This is a genomic window from Streptomyces blattellae (assembly GCF_009709555.1).
Lineage (GTDB): Bacteria > Actinomycetota > Actinomycetes > Streptomycetales > Streptomycetaceae > Streptomyces > Streptomyces blattellae.
The window spans coordinates 19466-40384 of record NZ_WJBG01000140.1 but is presented as its reverse complement, the minus strand read 5'-3'; the positions used below and the strand labels follow the sequence as shown (position 1 = coordinate 40384).

17 protein-coding genes and 2 pseudogenes are annotated in these 20919 nt (G+C 71.7%); 13 read left to right on the top strand and 6 right to left on the bottom strand.

Translation table 11 applies throughout. From position 1 onward, the window contains the following. Positions 1–103: 103 nt before the first annotated feature. The 3 genes from GFH49_RS14855 to GFH49_RS14845 form a co-directional block, all read right to left on the bottom strand. Complete coding sequence (locus GFH49_RS14855) at positions 104–862, bottom strand: carbonic anhydrase (protein ID WP_155056344.1); 759 nt, start codon at positions 860–862, stop codon at positions 104–106. Positions 863–932: 70 nt separating this feature from the next. After that, a complete protein-coding gene (locus GFH49_RS14850; protein WP_196217988.1) occupies positions 933–1229 on the bottom strand; it encodes a hypothetical protein in 297 nt (98 codons plus the stop codon). Between the two features lie 127 nt (positions 1230–1356). Next, positions 1357–2508: a S1 family peptidase gene (locus GFH49_RS14845; RefSeq protein WP_155056343.1), complete on the bottom strand. Its 1152-nt coding sequence runs from the start codon at positions 2506–2508 to the stop codon at positions 1357–1359. Between the two features lie 246 nt (positions 2509–2754). Between GFH49_RS14845 and GFH49_RS14840 the strand changes: the two genes are divergently transcribed. Further along, positions 2755–3393, top strand: a complete 639-nt coding sequence (locus GFH49_RS14840) for a class I SAM-dependent methyltransferase (RefSeq protein WP_155056342.1) — start codon at positions 2755–2757, stop codon at positions 3391–3393. 363 nt (positions 3394–3756) lie between these two features. On the opposite strand, the pseudogene GFH49_RS14835 reads toward GFH49_RS14840, so the two are convergent. Then, positions 3757–4287 (bottom strand): annotated as a pseudogene (locus tag GFH49_RS14835) (aldo/keto reductase); the annotation flags it as partial. A 221-nt stretch (positions 4288–4508) separates the two neighbouring features. On the opposite strand from GFH49_RS14835, the gene GFH49_RS14830 reads away from it, so the two are divergent. The 4 genes from GFH49_RS14830 to GFH49_RS14815 all read left to right on the top strand — a co-directional run bounded on the left by GFH49_RS14830 (position 4509) and on the right by GFH49_RS14815 (position 10581). Continuing rightward, entirely contained in the window at positions 4509–6500 is a 1992-nt protein-coding gene (locus GFH49_RS14830) for a DUF1996 domain-containing protein (protein WP_155056398.1), read from the top strand. Positions 6501–7026: 526 nt separating this feature from the next. Then, positions 7027–9687, top strand: coding sequence for a winged helix-turn-helix domain-containing protein (locus tag GFH49_RS14825; RefSeq protein ID WP_230396300.1), 2661 nt, complete (start codon positions 7027–7029; stop codon positions 9685–9687). Between the two features lie 58 nt (positions 9688–9745). Continuing rightward, positions 9746–10258: a hypothetical protein gene (locus tag GFH49_RS14820; protein ID WP_155056340.1), complete on the top strand. Its 513-nt coding sequence runs from the start codon at positions 9746–9748 to the stop codon at positions 10256–10258. Positions 10259–10383: 125 nt separating this feature from the next. Next, positions 10384–10581 carry a DUF8691 family protein gene (locus tag GFH49_RS14815; protein WP_155056339.1) on the top strand — a complete coding sequence of 66 codons (198 nt, stop codon included), beginning with the start codon at positions 10384–10386 and terminating at the stop codon, positions 10579–10581. A gap of 3 nt (positions 10582–10584) precedes the next feature. On the opposite strand, the gene GFH49_RS14810 is transcribed toward GFH49_RS14815, so the two are convergent. Then, positions 10585–11994 (bottom strand): DUF2252 domain-containing protein, encoded by a 1410-nt coding sequence (locus GFH49_RS14810; protein ID WP_155056338.1) that lies wholly within the window; start codon positions 11992–11994, stop codon positions 10585–10587. A gap of 221 nt (positions 11995–12215) precedes the next feature. Between GFH49_RS14810 and GFH49_RS14805 the strand changes: the two genes are divergently transcribed. The 6 genes and pseudogenes from GFH49_RS14805 (at position 12216) to GFH49_RS14780 (ending at position 18274) form a co-directional block, all read left to right on the top strand. Beyond that, positions 12216–12878, top strand: coding sequence for an HdeD family acid-resistance protein (locus tag GFH49_RS14805; protein WP_155056337.1), 663 nt, complete (start codon positions 12216–12218; stop codon positions 12876–12878). Between the two features lie 32 nt (positions 12879–12910). Further along, positions 12911–14278: a hypothetical protein gene (locus GFH49_RS14800; RefSeq protein ID WP_230396299.1), complete on the top strand. Its 1368-nt coding sequence runs from the start codon at positions 12911–12913 to the stop codon at positions 14276–14278. Positions 14279–14410: 132 nt separating this feature from the next. Continuing rightward, a complete protein-coding gene (locus GFH49_RS14795; protein WP_155056336.1) occupies positions 14411–14863 on the top strand; it encodes an SHOCT domain-containing protein in 453 nt (150 codons plus the stop codon). Positions 14864–14896: 33 nt separating this feature from the next. Beyond that, positions 14897–15322 (top strand): DUF7144 family membrane protein, encoded by a 426-nt coding sequence (locus GFH49_RS14790; protein ID WP_155056335.1) that lies wholly within the window; start codon positions 14897–14899, stop codon positions 15320–15322. A 398-nt stretch (positions 15323–15720) separates the two neighbouring features. Continuing rightward, a pseudogene (locus GFH49_RS14785) lies at positions 15721–16758 on the top strand (phospholipase C); the annotation flags it as partial. A 151-nt stretch (positions 16759–16909) separates the two neighbouring features. Then, positions 16910–18274, top strand: a complete 1365-nt coding sequence (locus tag GFH49_RS14780; RefSeq protein WP_196217987.1) for a glycoside hydrolase family 10 protein — start codon at positions 16910–16912, stop codon at positions 18272–18274. A 55-nt stretch (positions 18275–18329) separates the two neighbouring features. Here GFH49_RS14780 and GFH49_RS14775 read toward each other — a convergent pair whose 3' ends face one another. Then, on the bottom strand, positions 18330–18983 hold the full coding sequence (locus tag GFH49_RS14775; RefSeq protein ID WP_155056334.1) for a lipoprotein: 654 nt from the start codon (positions 18981–18983) through the stop codon (positions 18330–18332). Between the two features lie 130 nt (positions 18984–19113). On the opposite strand from GFH49_RS14775, the gene GFH49_RS14770 reads away from it, so the two are divergent. Both GFH49_RS14770 and GFH49_RS14765 read left to right on the top strand, forming a co-directional pair. Continuing rightward, entirely contained in the window at positions 19114–19692 is a 579-nt protein-coding gene (locus GFH49_RS14770; protein ID WP_155056333.1) for a TetR/AcrR family transcriptional regulator, read from the top strand. A gap of 16 nt (positions 19693–19708) precedes the next feature. Beyond that, positions 19709–20893 carry a GDSL-type esterase/lipase family protein gene (locus tag GFH49_RS14765; protein WP_155056332.1) on the top strand — a complete coding sequence of 395 codons (1185 nt, stop codon included), beginning with the start codon at positions 19709–19711 and terminating at the stop codon, positions 20891–20893. Positions 20894–20919 lie beyond the last annotated feature (26 nt).

The following is a 20919-nucleotide window of genomic DNA, read 5'->3' as shown; positions in this document are numbered from 1 at the left end:
GATCCTTGACCGCCACGCGCGCGTGCACCCCGAGAACGACCGCCGCGTGAGCTGAAGCGGCGTGGCGTGCCAACCGTCCGGTCCACGCGCCACGCCGGACCGTTCACACGACGCGGTGGACGCGCTGGCTGGTCAGCTCGTAGCGGGCGCCCACGATGGCCAGTTGACCGCCGGAGACCTTCGCCGCGAGGTCGGGTTCCGCGGCGAGCCGCGCACGGACGAGCCGTACATTCGCGTCGATCGTCGCGTCGATGCGGGCGTCGCCCTCCACGGTGTGATCGATGGCCGGGTCTATCTGGTCGGCCAGGTACTGGATATGGGCGGGCAGCAGCTTCCCGGACCCGTCCGCCTCGACGGCTGCCTTGACGGCACCGCACGACTGGTGCCCGAGCACCATCACGAGCGGGATGCCGAGTTCGAGCACTCCGTACGCGATGCTGCCGAGCACCGCCTCGTCCAGTACCTCTCCGGCCGTCCGTACGGTCATCAGGTCGCCCAGACCCTGGTCGAAGACCAGCTCCGGCGGCACCCGGGAGTCGATGCAGCCGAGCACGACCGCGAAGGGATGCTGACCCGACGTCAGCGACTGCCGCACGTCGGGCGTCTCGTCCGGGTGCCGTTCACGGAAGGTGCGCCAGCGCGCATTCCCCGCGGCGAGTTCACGCAGGGCCTGTTCGGGGGTACTGGGCCGGGTTCGCGTGCTCGGGGCGGGTGTGGTCGCGGACGCGGTGGAGGCGCCGGCGGACACGGCACCGAGGACCGCGGCCCCGGTCAGCCCGGCGCGCAGGAGGTTACGTCGGGCGGGCGTCGTGGCGGGCGGCTGGACGCCGACGGAGCCGACGGATCTGTAGGGAGTGTTCACGTCGCAGAACGTATGTGCGGATCGGGGGCCGACGCCTCGCGTTGCCGAATCATGGCCGGACGTGACGCAATCATGGGCGAGCCCGGACCCGCATTTGGGGTTGGCGAGGGCTGCTCTTGGCAGACCGCGGGGCGAGCCGGTCGCCCGGCTCGCCCCGCAGATACAGGTTGTTGACCCAGGCGACGTCACTGCCGGCGAACTCCTGGACCGCGGTCCGCCGGCTGTCCGTGCCGACGGCCGGGTCGGGCCCGGTCTGGCCCCGCTGCTGGCACACGGCGGCCAGCCAGTACTGCGAGCGGACCGCGAGCACGTCGGACGAGGCGTTCGCGACCTTGGGGTCCGTCAGCGCACCCGCGGCACCTGACAACCGTCAGGACGGGGAAGGCTCCGCCGGGCAGCCCGGCGGAGCCTTGTGTCGTCGTGCGGTCAACCTTGTGTCGTCGTGCGGTCAACCCTGTGTCGTCGTGCGGATCGGCCTTGTGCCGTCCTGCTGATCAAGCGGTGTGCAGGGTCAGCCCGTAGCGGCCCAGGATCTCGTTCACGGGCTGGAACCAGGTCTCCCCGCCGCCGGAGCAGTTGCCCCAGCCGCCGGAGGTGACGCCCTGTGCCTGGTCACCGCTGATGAAGGAGCCGCCGGAGTCGCCGGGTTCGGCGCAGACGCTGGTCTTGGTCATCTGGTGCACCGCGCCCTCGCTGTAGTTGACGGTCTCGTTCATGGCCAGCACGGTGCCGCAGTGCCAGCGTGTGGTGGAGCCGGAGCGGCAGACGGAGCTGCCGACGGGCGCCACGGCCGAGCCGCGCACCAACTGGTCGGGGACCGTGCCCCAGCCGAGGACCACGGGCACCGTCCACCACCCGCTGCCGACGTTGACCCAGGCGTAGTCGTTGTCCGGGAACGAGGACCCCTGGAAGTTGCCTATGTACGAGCCGTCCCAGCCGCGCACCCCGGCCCCGGCCCCACCGCAGTGCCCGGCAGTGATGAAGCCGCCGTGGACGGAGAAGCCGATGGAGCAGCGGACGTTGCCGGTGTAGTAGGGGTCGCCGCCGACGGTGCCGGCCACGAAGGTCTCGGGCGCGTCCGGGACGGTCCGCACGGTGACCGGGCCGGTCTTGCGGGCCTGGGTGAGGAACCGCTGGACATCGTTGTCAGCGCGTTCGTCGCCGACCACGTTCACCACGACGGCGTTGCCGGCCGGATCCACGTGCCAACTGCTCACGCCCGACGGTGCGGACAGCCGGTCGATGCGTGCCTTCGCGGCGTCGAGCTGCCGCGCACTGCGCTCGACGCTGCGGACGGTGGCGCCGGTCGCCTCGACGGCGCGTACGGTCGCGGGGGCCGCGTCCGAAGTGACGGCCACGGTCAGTCGCTCGCTCTCGGCGTCGAACCATGACCCGCCGTACGCGGCTCCGGCGGCCCGGCGTGCCTCGGCCTCCAGCTCCGTGGCGGTCCGCTCGGCCTCCAGTCGCGCTTCGGCCTGGTCCTTCGACAGCCCGAAGTCCCGCTGCATCGCCTGCAGCAGGCCCGCCGAGGCGGGCGGTGCGCCGGGGGAGTCGCTCGCGGAGGCCGGCAGTGTTCCGGCGGCGGCCCAGCTGCCCAGCATCAGGAAAGCGGCCAGGCCGGCAGGCATGAGTCTGGTGCGTCTCATGGAAGTTGCCCTTCGTCGTTCCAACTAGGTGGGGGTGGAACAACCGCAACTGAGAGCGCTCTCATCGGGGTTGAGCAGAGCTTAGCCACACGGCGCTGTCAGGTCCATACCAATGCGGGGACTGTTCTGCGCGGGACGCCGCCCGACGCCGACCCCGTTTTGCGGAACCGGCAAAGAAGCTTTGCGGCGGATGCCGCTCAGGCGCAGGCTGCACTCCTGGATCGCTCAGCACCTTACGGAGGCACCATGACCGACATCCCCGCCACGGAGCCCGCCGCGTTCTGGGAGGCCCGCTACCGCGACAGCACCCGAGTGTGGAGCGGGCGCCCGAACGAACTGCTGGTCCGTGAGGCGGCGGACCTACGCCCGGGAACCGCCCTCGATCTGGGGTGCGGTGAGGGCGGGGACGCCGTGTGGCTGGCGTCGCGCGGCTGGCGCGTCACCGGCGTCGACATCTCCGCCACCGCCCTCGAACGCGCCGCCGGGCACGCCGTCGCGGCCGGTGTCGGCGACCGGGTCGTCTGGGAACGGCACGAACTGGGCGACACCTTCCCGGAGGGACGCTTCGACCTGGTGAGCGCGCACTATCTGCAGTCCCCGGTGGGACTCGACCAGGAGGGGGTGCTGCGGCGGGCCGCCGAAGCGGTCGCCGCCGACGGCACCTTGCTGCTCGTGCTGCACGCCGCCTGGCCGTCGTGGCAGACCGAACCGCCCTTCGACGCGGAGTTCCCCACACTCGACGGCGTGCTCGCCCAACTCCCTCTGCCCGAGGGGAGCTGGACCGTCGAGACCCGGGAGACGGTCCGCAGGCCGAGTGTCTCTCCCGACGGCATCGAAGGCCACCGGGACGACAACGTGTGGCGCATCCGACGCACCGGCCCCTGACCGGGGCAGCCGGCTGAGGGCTCCCGCTCGCAGTGCACGAACACGGTCTCGGCGTCCTCGACCGTCGCCGCGGCGGGCGCCATCTGCCGGGCGGGCCAGATGCATTGCCCTGTGAGGTCGGGGACGAGCCAGGCGCCGTACTCGCGGCCCGGCCCGCATCACCGGGAGCCGGCCGTCGTCACCGGCCCGAGAGGTGCGGATGCCCGGGGCGAGCAGGCTGCCGGGGCCCGCACCGGCCCGGGTGAAGTGGATCGCCGTGTGCAGCGCCCCGAAGGGGGCGCGAGGAACTGTGCGACCAGCCCCCACCGGCCCGCAGCAAGCGCATCGCACATCCGGCCAAGCGCCCGGCGTGCCCGCACCGGTTCAGCGCAGGCTTCCGAGCCGGGCGTCCTGCCACAGGTCGACGCCGCCGTCACCGGCGTACTTGTCGATCTCGGCGAGTTCCCCACCGCTGAAGTCGAGGTTCTGCAGCGCGGCGACGTTCTGTTCCAGCTGTTCGGCCCGTGAGGCGCCGATGACGAGGGAGGTGACGCGTCCGTCGCGCAGCGCCCACGCGAGAGCTATCCGGGCGAGGGTCTGCCCGCGGCGGGCGGCGATGTCGTTCAGCGCCCGCAGCCTGTGCGGCATCTCCTCGGACAGCCAGCCGGTGTCGAAGGACGTGCCCTGCGCGGCGCGCGAGTCGGCGGGAACGCCGTCGAGGTAGCGGCCGGTCAGCAGTCCCTGGGCGAGTGCCGTGAACCCGATGACCCCGAAGCCCTCCTCCTGTGCCGCGTCAAGCAGCCCGTCGGTCTCGATCCACCGGTTGACCATGCTGTACGACGGCTGGTGGATGAGCAGCGGCGTGCCCAGTTCCCGGAGGACGGCGGCCGCTTGCCGGGTGCGCTCGGCGTCGCTCGGGGGCCCGGGTGCCGCGCGTGCGGCGGCGGGCCGCTTGGGCAGGCTGAGAAGTTTCCAAGAATCCGTGAGGGGTTTGAACACGCGAGGGCCGCGTTCCGTATGGGGCGGGGGGATTCCATGCCGAGCAGACCCACACGCGTAGGAGTACTTCCTTGACACGCACTTCGCGCAGACGTCCAACGGGCAAGCGGCGCGCGACCTTTGCGGCGGTCGCGCTGATGCTGGGTGGAGGGGGACTGATAGCCGCGAACGTCTACGCGTCGGCGACCGAGGACGGCGCCACGCAGAGCGGGACCGATCAGGTCCTCGCCTCCGGAGCCGCCACGATCGACTGCCCGGACGTGGGCAGCCGGCTGACGACGGTGCCGGATCCGGCGCGGCCGGACGTCGACCGTGAACTCGCCGTCCTCGATCAGCAGATTGCCGACGCCTACCAGCGTCTGAGGGAGGCCCAGGCCGCTCAGCAGGACGGCGACTCCGTCGACGGCGCGATCATGAACCCGCTGCAGGAGGACCGGGCCGCCACGATCGAGCGCATCGCCCGGTCCATCGACGGCGCCGGGGACCGCCCCGACGGACTCGACACGCTCGCGGCCTGCGAACTGCGCGCCCCCGAGGCCCCGATCGAGAACGGGGACCAGAACGGCCAGGACCAGGCAGAAGCAGAAGACGGCGAAGGCCAAGCGGGCCAGGAACAGGAACAGCAGGAGGACCAGGGCGGGGGCGACCAGCCGGCCGGCAACGGCCCCGTGGCCGGGGACTACGCGGACATCACCGCCGTCCAGCCCGATGTGCCGAGCCCGGCCCGCCAGGCGAACGCCTCCCGCGGCACCTTCACCACCAGCTGCGGCGTCAACGAGAACGGCCTGTTCAACTCCGACAACGTGATCGTCGCCCCGGGCGTCACCAACGGCGCGCACCACTTCCACGACTACATCGGCAACCAGGCCAACGACGCCTTTGCGAGCGACGACGACCTGGCCGCCGCCGACACCAGCTGCGAGGACCAGGGCGACAAGTCCACGTACTACTGGCCCGTGCTGCGTCTGCAGAACGGTGTCCAGGAGCAGGACGCGAACGCTCCCGGTGGCGGCATCGAGGGCAACGCCGGTGAGATCGTCACGCCCAAGCAGGTCACGCTGACGTTCGTCGGCAGCCCGCAGAGCGAGGTCACGGCCATGCCGCGGTTCCTGCGCGTCATCACCGGGGACGCCAAGGCGTTCGTCAACGGAACCGCCAACGCCAACGCCTCATGGAGCTGCACCGGCTTCGAGGACCGGCAGCTGAAGGACAAGTACCCGCTCTGCCCGCAGGGCAGCGATGTCGTGCGCACGTTCAAGTTCCAGAGCTGCTGGGACGGGCAGAACATCGACAGCGCCAACCACCGCACGCACGTGGCGTTCGCCGCGGCCGACGGCAGCTGCCCGTCCGGCTTCCAGGCCATCCCGCAGCTGGTGCAGCGCATCGTCTACGACGTCGACGCGCCCAGCCTGGACGACGGCGGCCGTACGACGCCGCTGTTCGCGGTGGACTCCTTCCCCGAGCAGCTGCACAAGCCGGTCACGGACCACGGCGACTTCATCAACGTCTTCGACGAGGACCTGATGACGCAGATGGTGGACTGCATCAACGGCGGCCGGCAGTGCGGTGCGGGAGCCGACCCGGGTGCCGGTGACGGTTCGGGTGAGGAGCCCGGGCAGCCGTCCCCGCCCGCCGACGATCCCGAGGAGCCGGCGCCGCCCGCGGATGAGCCCGAGCAGCCGTCCCCGCCCGCGGATGAGCCCGAGAAGCCGTCGCCGGGCGCCGACGATCCGGCCGGCGGCGACAACGGCGGGGCCGCTCCCGGCGACCCGGGTAACGAGCAGCCCCCGGCGGAAGAGCCGGGCACCGAGCCGGAGAACGGCGCCGCGAACCCGCCGGCCGACGCCGACGAGCCCAAGGCGTACGCCACGCCGTCCCCGGAACAGTCCGACGCTGCCGCCCCCGCCGAGGCCGGCGGAGGACAGGACGAGGAGATCGGAGACGCGACCCAGCAGCCGGTGGCCAACGACGACGGATCCGAACAGCAGGCGTCGGGCCAGACCGAACCGCAGACCGTCGGCGGCGGACTCGCCGAGACCGGCGCGCAGTTGTGGCCGGCAGCGGCCGGCGCGGTCCTCGTGATCTGCGGCCTGCTGCTGTTGCGCCGTATGGCACGCGACTCGGCCTGACACCGCCCGCCCCTGCGCGCACATGAACGGCGGCCGGACCTGCGAGCCAGGCCCGGCCGCGGCCCTTCTCACAGCGAAAACCCCCGGCCGTGACGATCGGGGAGCACGTAGCGGCCGACGTCGATACGCTCGCCACCCGACTCGTCCCGCAGCGGGCCAGAGCGCCGAGCCGCACCGGCTGGGTGCGGACCGCGGCCGAGCCGAGTCGCCGACCGGCCATGACCACCGCGGGGCGACCCGTCTCTCCCCGCATGTGCAGTGTGATGCGGGCCGGCAACTGCTGGAGCCCAGGCAGAGAGGGCGGTCCACGACAACCGGCCGCGGCCGACCGCGGTGCGCGAGACGGCCCTGACCAGGAAGGGCAGGGCCGGCTGGAGCTCGTCCGGCACGACCGCGTGGACGCCGTCGCCGGAGTGCCGGCCCTGAGCTGCGGCGCCGTGGGCCCGGGGAGGATGGCGCGCACATGCGGAGAAACGCTGGGATCCTGAGGAGAAGAGCGATGCCCATGCCCTGAGGGACCGTGGGGGTGAGCGACGTGGCCGGCGCCGAGAAGCAGGGGGCGGGACCGACCAGCCCGTGTGTCGATCCGCTGGGAGATCCGTTCCTGCCCGCGAGCTTCGCCGTACCGGCGCGACCGGCCACCTTCCTGCGCAGGGACAGGTTGGTCAGCCACCTCGACCAGGCGCTGCGGACCCCGTTGACCGTGGTCAACGGAGCCGCCGGGGCGGGCAAGACCCTGCTGGCCGCCGACTGGGCGGCAGGGCTGGACCGGCCCGTCGCCTGGCTCACCACCGACGCGGTGGACCAGGGTCCCGGAATGTTCTGGGCGTACCTGATACAGGCCCTGCAAGCCTCCGGCACGCCGGTGCCCCCGTCGGTGGGCAAACCCTCGGACACGAACCGTGTGGACCACATGCTGCTCGCGCGGCTCGCCACCCATCTGAGCGGCTGCGACCCCGCTGTGGTTCTCGTACTCGACGAATACGACCGTGTGTCCGCGCCCGAGATCGCCGACCAACTGGAATTCGTCCTGCACCACGCCGGGGCGGGCCTGCACCTGATCCTTGTCTCCCGTACCGAACCGCTGCTCCCGCTGCACCGCTACCGGGCCGCCGGGGCCATGACGGAGATCCGGGGGGCGGAGCTCGCCTTCACCCCCGACGAAGCGGCGACCCTGCTGGCCCGGCACGGGTTGCGCCTCGGCGCCACCGCGGTGAGCGCGCTCGTGGCACGCACCCAGGGATGGGCCGCCGGCCTGCGCCTGTGCGCCCTGGCCGCGCTGGACAGCCCGGACCCCGCGCTCTACCTGAAGGAGTTCGAAGCGGACCGCAGCACGGTGGCCGACTTCCTGCTGGCGGAGGTGCTCAAGCGGCAGACCGCCGAGACACAGGACCTCCTGTTGCGGGTCAGCGTCCTGGAGCGCATCTGCCCCGATCTGGCGAACGCGCTGACGGGACGCGGCGATGCCGAGCCGTTACTGGCCGGGCTGCACCGCGAGAACGCGTTCATCGAGTACGACGGACACGCCTGGTACCGCCTCCACCCGCTGTTCGGGGAGATCCTCCGTGCCCACCTGCGCGTGCGTTCTCCCGGTCTCGAACCCGAACTCCACCGCCGGGCGGCACGCTGGCTGCGACAGTCCGGGTTCCTCTCGGAGATGCTCGCCCACGGCGCCGCGGCCGGCGACTGGGAGTTCACCGCCGGTGCCCTGGTCGAGGATCTCGCGATCGGCCAGCTCCTCACGGGGCTGCGCTCCGCCGAGCTGGCGGAGCTGTTCTCCCGGATGGGCCCCGAGGCCGAGAGCCCCGCGACGAACCTCGTACGCGCGGCCCGTGAACTGTCCCGGAGCGACCTCGACCGCGGCCTGGCCCATCTGCACCAAGCCGAGGAAGGCCTCGCCGAGGACGCGCCCGGAGCCGCGGCGGCCCGGCTGAGCTGTTCCCTGCTGGAAGTCCTGGCCGCCCGGCTGAGCGGATCGCCGGCCTGTGCGGAGGAGGCCGCGGCAGCGGCCGGGGACCTGCGCCGGGAGGTTCCCGCGCACCTCCTGGACAAGCATCCCGAGCTCATCGCTCTGCTGCAGACCCATCTGGGCTCGGCGCGGTTGTGGGCCGGGCGCTTCGAGGAGGCACGAGCCGCCCTGACCACGGTGGCCGGGAGATCCGGCGGAGCGGCGACGGCCCTCCCACGCGAGGAGTCCCTGGGCCACCTGGCGTTGATCGACTACCTGAACGGCTGGCCCGGCAGAGCCGAACGCAAGGCCCTGGCAGCGATGAGCGAGACGGACCGGCTCAGCCGGGACCCGCCGTCCGGCTCCGGCATCGATCGCGTGGTCCTGGCCGCCGTGGCCGTCGACCGCGATGACCTGGCGCAGGCCCAGTCCCTCCTCGATGCCGCGGCCGACTCGCCGCCCGCGCTGCGGGACCCGGTGACGGAGACGGGCCGGGCCATCGCCAGAGCGCGGCTGCTGCTGGCCCGCGGCCACACCCAGGCCGCGCTCGAAGCGGCGGAACCGGACGTCCCGGCAGCTGTCGTCTCCCCCTGGGCGGAGGGCCAGACCACGCTCGTGGCGTCGGCCGTACACCTGGCCGAAGGCCGGCCGGAAGTCGCCGCGAGAATCCTGCAGACGGCGCCCGACGACCAGCTGGTGTGCGCCGTCGCGGCCGCTCAGGCCCAGCTCGCCGCGGGAAGACCCGACGTGGCGGTCGACCTGCTCGACGGTGCCCACCCCGAAGGCCGCGCCGGCCCCGCGCTGACCGTCCGCGCCACGCTCGTGCGAGCGCGGGCCGCCGACATGACGGGGGACTCCGCCGGCGCACGCAGGCTCCTCGGGCACGCCCTCATCGAGGCCCGGCGCGAGCGGCTGCGGCGTCCCTTCCTGGAAGCCGGACCCTGGCTGCGGCCCCACCTGGTGACCGAACCCCTGCAAGGGCTTGGCGCAGGCTGGCTCACCCCCGGTCCGCCCCCGCCCGCGGCGCAGTCGGCGGCGCAGGTCGTCGAGGAGCTCAGCGGACGCGAGAGCGATGTGCTGCAACGGCTGGCCCAGATGATGTCGACCGAGGACATCGCCGCCGACCTGTACCTGTCGGTGAACACCGTCAAGACGCACCTCAAGAGCGTCTACCGCAAACTCGGGGTGAACCGGCGCAACGACGCGGTGCGCCGGGCACGCGCGCTGCGGCTGCTGTGACCCCACGCCGGCCGACGCGGAGGGGCGTGGCCCGCTGCCCCGGCTTGAGGAGGCCGCGATGTCCAGGACCGGGCACGTCCCGCAGCGCCGTGCCGAGCGCCGGGCGCGCGCCGATTACACCGGCGGCGTCTACGGTTCGATGCTCGCCGCCTCCGTGGTCGTCGGGGCCGGCACGCTGGGCCGCTTTCCCCGCCTCGAACTCGTGCTGCTGCTCTTGCTCACCGGAGTGGTGTTCTGGATCGCGCACGTGCACGCCCAGCTCTTCGGCGCGCGCCTGGCGCAGCAGCGGCTCGACCGCCGCACCGTGCTGCACGTGTGCCGGGAGGAGTGGCCGATCGTCGACGCCGCCCTCCCGCCGGCCGCCGCTGTCGCCGTCAGCCCGGTGCTCGGCCTCGATCTTCCTGGTGCCGGCTGGCTGGCGCTCTCCGTCGCCGTGGCCGGGCAGGTGGGCTGGTCGGTGGCCGCGGCACGACGGTCCGGTGCGTCCAGGCGACTCATGGGCGTCACCGCCCTGGTGAATCTGCTGCTCGGCCTGCTGATCATCTCGTTCAAGATCTACCTGACACACTGATGTGGATCGGCCGCGGCAAGGGCGACACTTCACCTGCACCGGGTGAGGGCGGGCGACGTGCCGAGGCGGAGGATCGCAGGTGAAGACGGACTCCGCTCATCCCAGGCCTCCGCGGGGGTCAGTTCATGCGCTACGAGATCCGCGTCGAAGGACATGTGTCGGAGACGCTGGCCAAGGCTTTTCCGGAGCTGGACCATGTGGTGATGTCCGGTCAGACCGTCCTGTTCGGCCCCGTCGTCGACGAGGCGCAGCTGTACGGCCTGCTGGCCCGCTGCCAGTCGCTGGGGCTGCGGGTCGTCGAGATGCGCCAGCTGCCGGAGTGACCCTCACCGGCTCTCCGCACGCACCCGCCCGGAGCGGGCCGCTGCGGCCAGCGTCTCGAAGTCGTGCTCGTTCCGGTCGGCGTAGGCCTGGGCGAAAACGGTGAGTGCGCGGTCGAAGCGGTCGCTCCCGCCGAGGTAGGCCGCGATGGCGATGGGGTCGCCGGAGCGCGCGTGGGCCCGGGCCAGACTGGCCCCGCACAACTGCCCGAACAGACGCAGCAGACCGGGGTCCATGGTGTCCGGCCGTGCGATGCCCTTCCAGTCCCGCAGCTGCCGTACGTAGAAGTCGCGGCCGTGCCCGTCGAGGCCCACGACGTGCGTCCAGCCCAGGAAGATGTCGCTGGTCGTCTGGATCAGCCGCTGTCCGGTCACCACACGGCGGCCCTGGTTGTCGTAGGGGGCACCGCCCGTGTGGGCGGCGAGCACCGACTCCTGCGCCTCCTTGGCCTGCAGCAGCAAGGGATCGTCGTCGTCCCGGCCGAGCAGGAGCAGGATCCAGCACCGGGTGCCGACACTTCCGACGCCCACCACCTTCCGGGCCATGTCGACCAGGCGGTAGTGGCGCAGCAGGCGACGGCGCTCGGAGGACAGAGTGTGCGCGTAGTCCTCCAGGAGGCCATGGAGTTCCTTCTCCTGCGCGTCGTCCGAGGGGTCGGTCAGCAGGTCCTGGAGCGGGGTGATCAGCGGCGGGTCCGGTGCGATCCGCCGGCCCTCCTCGGTGATCCGGGTGAGTTTGCCGACGGCCTGGAGGTAGGTGCGGGTACGGGCTCGCGCGGTCGCCTCGGCGGTACGGCGCCGGGCCTGCTTGCTCATGGAATGCGCCATCAGCTCCCGCGTCCGGTCGGCGTCGTCCTGCGCGTACCAGATGTCCAGAGTGCGCATCCCGGCGAACTCCCGGATGCGCTGCCGATAGGCTCGTACGCAGGTCAGGACCGCTTCGTCCTGCTCCCCGACCGAGAATCCGTTGGCCCGGCCGGCGATCGCGAAGCTGGCCGCCAGCCGCTTGACGTCCCACTCGAACGGCCCGGGCAGCGTCTCGTCGAAGTCGTTGATGTCGAAGACGAGACGGCGCTCGGGCGAGGCGAGCAGCCGGAAGTTCAGCAGGTGCGCGTCTCCGCAGAGCTGGACCGTCAGCCCGCTGTTCGGAAGGGGGCCGAGGTCCGCCGCCATGATCGCTGCCGCGCCTCGATAGAAGCGGAACGGGGATTCGAGCATGCGGCCGTACCGGATCGGGACCAACTCGGGTACGCGCGTGGCCGATTGGCGCTCGATCACCTCGATCGCGTCGGCGCGGTCCGGTCCCGTCCCGATTCGTGCCTGGCGCGCACGAGGGGCGCGCTTGCGTGCGTTCCTGCCGTACGCCGCTCTGCCGGCAGCGGACAGGGAGGCCGTGAAGTCGCTCGGTGCGGTCATGGTTCAACCTCCGGGAGGAGCAGCCGGCCCGCTGGTCGTCCGGGGCATCGTCGCGCGCATGTCCGTTCCCACCCACCTCAGCGCCCCGGTGGTGTGCCCGGATCACCCGCCGGGGGTGACCCGGCGGCCGGCGGAGGGCGGGACGCTGGGCCGGTGAGGTCTCCGCACGCCGCCCCGCCGGCGGTCCGGGAACGATCCGCCCGATCCCGCGAGGAGGAGCCATGACCGTGTCGCCTGGTCCGGCACCGCGCACCGGAGCGCAGCACCTGCCGGGCGGGGTGGCCCCCGGACCGACGGGTGACCCCGCGCAGGCGCTTGCGGCGCTCGGACGCTCCTGGACGTGGATTCTCGGCTCGGCGATCGCCACGCTCGTGCCGGGCATCCTGATCCTGGTCTGGCCGGACGGGACCCTGCACGTCCTCGCGGTCCTGATCGGCCTGTATCTGCTCGTGATGGCGGCCTTCCGGTTCGTCGAGGCCTTCGCCCGCGAGGAGCCGGGCGAACGAGTGACCCGGCTGCTCCTCGCCCTGCTGTATGTCCTGGCGGGGGTGCTGTGCCTGAGGAACCCGCTGCAGACCATCGCCGCACTGTCGCTGATCGTCGGGGTCGTCTGGCTGGTGTCCGGCATCCTCACCCTCCACACGGCCATCGCCGCCAGAGACCTGCCCCACCGGGGCTTCGTCGTCGGCGTCGCGGTGATCGGCATCGTCGCGGGGATCGTGGTGCTGGCGCTGCCGTCCGAGTCGGCGCGTGCGCTGACCCGGCTGCTCGGGCTCTGGCTCGTCCTGCTCGGCCTGGCCGAGGCGGCGGTCGCCTTCGCCTGGCGAGCCGCACTGCGCAGGGCGGGTGTCACGGGGGCCGACGGCTCCGCCGGCACTCCATAGCCCTCGGGGGGAGACAGGACCCGGGAGGATCCATGGCCCCGGACAAGACCCCCGACGCGTCCCACTCCGGCGAAACCGGCCACACCCTGAGCGCGGAGGAGCGCGCTGAGTACGAGCGACTGCGCCGGGCCGCGACGGTACGGCATCGGCGGGCGCGCAAGGCGGCCGCCACCGTCCTGTTCGTGCTGACCTTCCTTCTCGCGCCGCTGGCCGTCGTCGCGGCCTGGGTCGACGACGAGGTCTCCGACACCGGCCGGTACGTGCAGACCGTCGCCCCGCTGGCCTCCGACCCGGCCATCCAGGAGGTCGTGACCGACCGGCTGACCAAGCGCGTGGTGGACCAGGTCGACGTGGACGCGGTGACGGACGCGCTGTCGAAGGCGCTGGCCGACTCGGGGGCGCCGCCGGGGGTGGTGGACGCGTCGGAGTCCCTCGCCGGTCCGCTGCGCTCCGCGGTGACGACCGTCGTGCACAACAGCGTCGAGCGTGTGATCACCAGCGACATCTTCCAGCAGACCTGGGAGACCGCCAACCGACAGGCGCACGCCGCCGTGGTGAACGTGCTCACCGGAGAGAGCGAGGGTGCGCTGCGGGCCACGGGCGACACCATCCAGCTGGACATCGGAACCGTGGTCGACCAAGTACGGCAGCGCCTGGTCGACCAGGGCTTCGACAGGGCCGCCGCCATCCCGGACGTCGACCGCACCGTCACGCTGTTCCACACCGAGGAGCTGAGCAGGGCACAGGACGCGATGCGCCTGCTGGACATCATGGGAACCTGGCTGCCCGTGCTGACCGTCGCCCTGGCCGCCCTCGCCGTGTGGACCGCTCCCGCGCACCGGGTGATGCTGATGATCACGGCCATCGGCATCGGCGTGGCGATGGTGGTGCTGCTCGTCGCGCTGGCCGTCGTACGGCGGGTCTACCTGGACTCGGTCCCCTCGGCGACGCTGCCTCCCGACGCCGCCGCGGCGATCTTCGACACCTTCCTCCGCTTCCTGCGTGACAGCGCCCGCACGCTCCTCGTCGTCGCCGTGATCACCGCACTGGCCGCCTACATGTACGGTCCGGGCCGAGTGGCCCGCGGTGTGCGGAGCCTGGCCCGGCGGGGCGCGACAGCGGCCGGGCAGGCGCTGAGCGGCACCCGCGTGGTGCGCACCGGGGCGACGGGGCGCTGGCTCGACGCGCACCGGTCATGGACCGGTGGCGCCGTCATCGGAGCGGGCGCGCTGGCGCTCCTGCTCTGGAACCGCCCCACGATCGGCGTGGTGGTGCTCGATCTCGTCCTGGTCCTGGTGGTGCTGGCCGTGATGGAGGTGCTCGCCGCCACCGCCGTGGCCGACGGCGAACCGGGCGGTGAACCGGGCGGTGAACCGGGCCGTGCGGAGGCCGGCCCATGATCGGGCCCGGGCCACGACCCCCACGCTCACCCGCCTCGGGTGAGGCCACCCGATCCTTGCCGTGGGCACGCTGAAGCGGAACGGCTGCCGGGCGATCGCCCTGGACGGGAGCGCCCTGGACGGAGGAGAGACATGAGCGCGCAGACGTACCTCGCGTACGACTATCCGTTGTTGAGCGCCTTCTGGACCATCTTCGTGGTCTTCCTGTGGATCCTGTGGTTCGTCCTGCTCTTCCGGGTCATCGTCGACATCTTCCGTGACGGCGACCTGAGCGGCGGGGCCAAGGCCGGCTGGCTGGTGTTCTGCATCGTCCTGCCCTTCCTCGGCGTGTTCGTCTACGTGGTCGCCCGCGGCAAGGACATGGGGCGCCGTGAGGTGGCGCAGGCCCGTGCGCAGCAGGAGGCCTTCGACAGCTACGTCCGGGAGACCGCCGGCGGTGCCGGGCATCGGCCCACCAGCGCGGACGAACTCGCCAAGCTGTCCGAGATCCGTGCCCGCGGCGACATCACGGACGAGGAGTTCAGCAGGGCGAAGGACCTGGTCCTGAGCAGCTACGGTCCCCCCTCACCCACCTCCGGCCGCTGAGCGCGCCGGACCACACCGAATGGAGGCAGCAGGATGACCGCCACACATCCCGCGCAACCGCGGACAGCCGGCCAGGCATGGGCCAGCGGCCTGACACTCTTCGCGGCCGTCATGCTCATGATTGGAGGCGCACTCGACATCCTGCGAGGCATCGCGGCGATCGCCGAGGACGACGTCTTCGTCACGACCCAGAACTACGTCTTCGAGTTCGACCTCACCAGCTGGGGCTGGATCCACCTGGCCCTGGGCGTAGTCGCGGTGCTCGTCAGCTTCGGTCTGTTCCAGGCCGCGATGTGGGCGCGCGTCGTGGGCGTGGCCATCGCCGGGCTGATCATCATCGCCAACTTCCTTTCCCTGCCGTACTACCCGGTCTGGTCCGTCGTGATGATCGCGATCTCCGGCTTCATCATCTGGGCCCTGTGCGTGACTCGTGACACTGAGTCCGCCGCATCGGCCTAGGGCGCGCTGGAGGTGACCGCCGCCCGGCGGGCCGGCGGGAGCTGGAGAGGGCGTCCCGCCAGGTGCCCGCCAGGTGGTGTAGGGGATCGTGACGCCGGAACCCGCAGACCGACGGCGGTGGCCACGCCGGAGCAGGTGTCCGGGGCACCTCAGCAGAAGGCCTCGCGGGCGCTGCCGCCGCCGCGGAGACCCGCCGCGGGCCGCGAACCGGAACCCCAAGCCCTTGATCCCCTGCACCACCTCGCGGGACACGGCCGAGCTGGACGGCGCCGCTCCTGGACGCCGGCACCGACTCCGCCACTCCCTGGGCCGCCACCGGCACCGTACCGGGCCCGGATCCGCACGCCCCTACGCCGAACGCGTCGCCGGGCGGACGCCGTTCGGCACGGGGCCGCACGATGGACCAGTGGCTGCCGGCCCACCGCAAGGCCGACGGTGCCGACGGCCCGTATGTCATGGGCTATTACACGCGCGAGGACATCCCGTTCCAGTTCGCGCTCGCCGAGACCTTCACCATCTGCGACCACTACTTCTGCTCGGTGTTCGGTCCGAGCTGGCCGAACCGCCTGTACTGGATCACCGGCACCATCGACCCCGGCGGCACGCAGGGCGGCCCGATCCTGACCAACGTGGCGCCGACGCCGTACCGCTGGACGACGTATGCCGAACGCCTCCAGGCGGCCGGGATCAGCTGGAAGGTGTACCAGCAGGACGACGACTACGGCCGCAACATGCTGGAGCAGTTCGCGACGTTCAAGGACGCGCAGCCGGGCTCCGACCTGTACGAGCGGGGCGTACGGCCGCAGCCGGAGGGCACGTTCGAGGACGACGCCCGCAATGACCGTCTCCCGGCGGTGTCGTGGATCATGCCGACGAGCTACCAGTCGGAGCACCCCGACTACCTCCCGGCCGCGGGCGCCGACTTCGTCGCGTCCAAGCTGGAGGCGATCGCGTCCAACCCGAAGGTGTGGCGCAAGACCGCGTTCATCCTCAACTACGACGCGAACGACGGCCTGTTCGACCATGTGGCCGCGCCGACCCCGCCCGCGGGCACGGCGGACGAGTTCGTCCAGGGACTGCCGATCGGTGGCGGCTTCCGGGTCCCGGCCACCGTCATCTCGCCCTGGACGGTGGGAGGCTGGGTGGCCTCGGAGGCGTTCGACCACACCTCCGCGCTGCGGTTCCTGGAGCGCTTCACGGGGGTTCAGGAGCCGAACATCACCGACTGGCGGCGTGCCGCCTTCGGCGACTTCACCTCCGCGTTCCGCTTCTCGGACGCCCGCCCCCGGCCGCCCCGGCTGCCCGACGACACGGCCGAGCAACTTCAGAAGGCGAAGGAAGAGGTGGCTACCCTGCCGAAGCCGACGCTGCCGGGCGCGGACCAGACGTTCCCGCACCAGGAGCGGGGACGCCGGCCGCGGGCAGTAGCCCCGTGACCGGTCGAAACATTCGAACCAGGGTGCTGCTTCAGCCAACTCGGATTGTCTCCCGTCCCATCTGTTGACGCCTTGGGGGACCGGCCTTATCTTCTCCCGCATCATTCGGAAATCACTCCGAAACTTTCGGATTCGCGAAGAAGGGGAACAGATGGCTACCCGCACGTCCATCGCTCAGCCCCCCGTGCGCTCCCGTGCCCGCCGGGCGCTGGTCCTCGGCATGGCGAGCCTGCTCGCCGCGGCCGGGGTCTCGGCCCTGTCGGGCACGGCCGAGGCCGCCAGTACGCTCGGCGCCGCAGCCGCCGAGAAGGGCCGCTACTTCGGCACCGCGGTCGCCGCGAACCACCTGGGCGAAGCCGACTACGCCGCCACGCTCAACACCGAGTTCAACTCGGTGACACCGGAGAACGAGATGAAGTGGGACGCCGTCGAGCGTACCCGCAACACCTTCACGTACGGTGCCGCGGACCAGATCGTCAACCACGCCCAGAGCCGTGGCATGAAGGTGCGCGGCCACACCCTGGTCTGGCACTCCCAACTGCCCAGCTGGGTGGGCTCCTTGGGTACAGCCGACCTCAGAACGGCGATGAACAACCACATCACCCAGGTCATGCAGCACTGGAGGGGCGAGATCGACTCCTGGGACGTCGTCAACGAAGCCTTCCAGGACGGCTCCAGCGGTGCCCGGCGCAGCTCGCCCTTCCAGGACAAGCTCGGCAACGGCTTCATCGAGGAGGCGTTCCGCACCGCCCGCGCCGCGGACCCGTCCGCCAAGCTCTGCTACAACGACTACAACACCGACGGCATCAACGCGAAGAGCAATGCCGTCTACAACATGGTCAGGGACTTCAAGGCACGCGGCGTCCCGATCGACTGCGTGGGCTTCCAGTCCCACTTCAACAGCGCTTCCCCCGTACCGTCCGACTACCAGGCCAACCTGCAGCGCTTCGCGGACCTGGGCGTCGACGTACAGATCACCGAACTGGACATCGAGGGCTCCGGCACGGCCCAGGCGAACAGCTACAGCAACGTCGTACGGGCCTGCCTGGCCGTCTCGCGCTGCACCGGCATCACCGTCTGGGGCGTCACCGACAAGTACTCGTGGCGGGCCGGCGGAACGCCGTTGCTCTTCGACGGCAACTACAACAAGAAGCCCGCCTACAACGCCGTACTGACCGGCCTCGGCGGGTCGAGTTCCGGTGGCGGTACGGCCGCCTGCACCGTCTCCTACAGCAGGGCGGAGGAGTGGAGCGACCGCTTCAACGGCAGGGTCACCGTCACCGCGGGCAGTTCGGCGATCAGCACCTGGACCACCACGGTCACCGTGACCTCCCCGCAAAGGATCTCCGCCACCTGGAACGGCACCCCCACCTGGGACAGCAGCGGCAACGTCATGACGATGCGGCCCAACGGCAACGGCAGCCTCGCCGCCGGAGCCTCCACGAGCTTCGGCTTCACCGTCATGAAGAACGGCAACAGCGCGGCCCCGGCACTCGGTTCCTGCACGGCGTCCTGACGCACCCGAACCTGGCGCGGCGACACCGGCCGCCGCGCCAGGCCGGCCGCCGTGCTCACCTGCCGCGCAGGGTCCGCTTGGCGAGCTGGTACGCCGGGAGCATCCCCTTGTGCTCCTCGGTGTCCAGCCCGCCCAGGTGCAGCACGACCGGACCGTCCGGCGTGACGACCGCCAGGGCGCTCTCCTGCTTCGTCTCCAGGAGGTCGCTGGTGTAGAGGTACCGCACCTCGGCGCCGTCGACGCCGCCCGCGTCGAACGTCCGGTACGTCGCTTTGCTGGCACCCGCCGCGGCCTCGACGAACGCCTCCAGGACGGCACGCGCGTCGTCCTCGGCAGGTTCACCGGTCCAGACGCGGAGGAAGCCGATGTTCCCCGCGGGCTTGGCGTCGATCTCGCACCTGAGGGCGACCGGGCCCTGATGGGGGAGCGCGTCCGCGATGTCGGCCGGATCGTCGCCGGAGCCGCCCCCGTCCACGGCCTCGGCCTTCCAGTCCGTGGCGATGTCGAACGTGACGGGGAGTTCGCAGGCGGACCCCGTGGCGCCGATGGTGCCCCCCTTGACGGCAACCGCCGCCTCGGTGCTCGCCGTCGCCGTCGCCTTCTGGTCCCCTGCCGCCTTCGGCGCGGCCTCCGAACAGCCGGTCAGCACCCCCGCCAGCAATGCCGCATGCACCGCTCCACGCCCCGCGAAACCCGCCCTGACCTGCATCGAAACCCCTCCCCAGTGATCCGGGCGGGACACTCTACCGGAGCCACCGCCACGGAGCGCACAGTCGAGATGATTTGCCTAAAGCCCTTAGGTAAATGCATACTCGCTTTCGGTGAAAGGGAGGAGAGTTATGGTACGTGTGGGGCTGACGGCACAACGCCTGATCCAGGCAGGCGCGGAACTGGCCGACGAGGTCGGCTTCGAGCACGTGACCGTCTCCGAACTCGCCCGGCGGTTCGACGTCAAGGTCGCGAGCCTGTACTCGCACGTGAAGAACTCCCAGGACCTCAAGACCCGGATCGCCCTGTTCGCGCTGGAGGAACTGGCCGACCTGTCCGCCGACGCGGTCGCCGGACGGGCCGGCAAGGACGCCCTGACCGCGTTCGCGAACGTCTACCGCGACTACGCCCACCAGCACCCCGGCCGGGCCGCGGCGGCCCGGATGCGACTCGACCCCGAGACGGCGGCCGCCAGCGCCGGGGTCCGGCACGCCCGGATGATGCGGGCGATCCTGCGCGGCTACGACCTGGCGGAACCCGACGAGACCCACGCCGTGCGCCTGCTGGGCAGCGTCTTCCACGGCTACGCCGGCCTCGAAGGCGCGGGCGGTTTCAGCCACAGCGCCCCCGACAGCGAGGAGTCCTGGACACGAGTGCTGGACGCCCTCGACGCCCTGCTGCGCAACTGGCCCGCACGCCCCACCCCTTGATCGACAGGCTGAGGACATGAGCACCGAGCACCACTGGATCACCACGCCCGTCACCGCCGGACTCCTGCGCGGCGCCCTCGACGTGGAGCACACCGAACGCGGGGTGCTGCCGCACCGGCTGCCCGCCTGGGCCCGTGCCCAGAGCACCGACCCCCAGCTGGCCATGGCCGAGTCCCAGCCCTCCGGTGTACGGCTGGTCTTCCGCACCCGCGCCACCGCCGTCGAGCTGGACACGCTGCCCACCAAGCGGGCCTACGTGGGGGCGCCGCCCCGCCCGGACGGTGTGTACGACCTGATCGTCGACGGCCGCCCGGCCGGACAGGCGAGCGTCCCGGGCGGCAACACCCTGACCGTCGACATGGCCGCCGGCACCGCCGAGATACAGCCCGGCCCTCCCGGAACCCTCCGCTTCACCGGTCTGCCCGAGCACGACAAGGACGTCGAGATCTGGCTGCCGCACAACGAGACCACGGAAGTCCTGGCCCTGCGGACCAATGCCCCCGTCGAGCCCGCGCGGGACCCGGGCCGCAGGGTGTGGCTCCACCACGGCAGCTCCATCAGCCACGGCTCCGACGCGGCCGGCCCCACCACGACCTGGCCCGCGCTGGCCGCCGGCCTCGGCGGCGTGGAGCTGATCAACCTGGGCCTGGCGGGCAGCGCCCTGCTCGACCCGTTCACCGCCCGCACCCTGCGCGACACCCCCGCCGACCTGATCAGCGTCAAGATCGGCATCAACCTGGTCAACGCGGACCTGATGCGCCTGCGCGCCTTCGGTCCCGCCGTCCACGGCTTCCTCGACACCCTCCGCGAGGGCCACCCGACGGTGCCCCTGCTGGTCGTCTCGCCCATCCTGTGCCCCATCCACGAGGACACGCCGGGCCCCGCCTTTCCCGACTTCAGCGCGATCAGCGAGGGGCGGCTGCGGTTCGGGGCCATGGGCGATCCGGCGGAACGCGCGAGCGGGAAGCTGACGCTGCGCGTCATCCGCGAGGAACTGGCCCGCATCGTGTCCAGACGGTCGGCGGACGACCCCAGCCTGCACTACCTCGACGGCCGCGAACTCTACGGCGAGGCCGACTACGCCGAACTGCCGCTCCCCGACGAACTCCACCCCGACGCCGCCACCCACCGCCGTATGGGCGAACGCTTCGCGGCACGCGCCTTCACCGCCGACGGTCCCTTCGCGGACGACGGCTCCTGAACCCGGCTCCGGGCGGGGCACTCCGA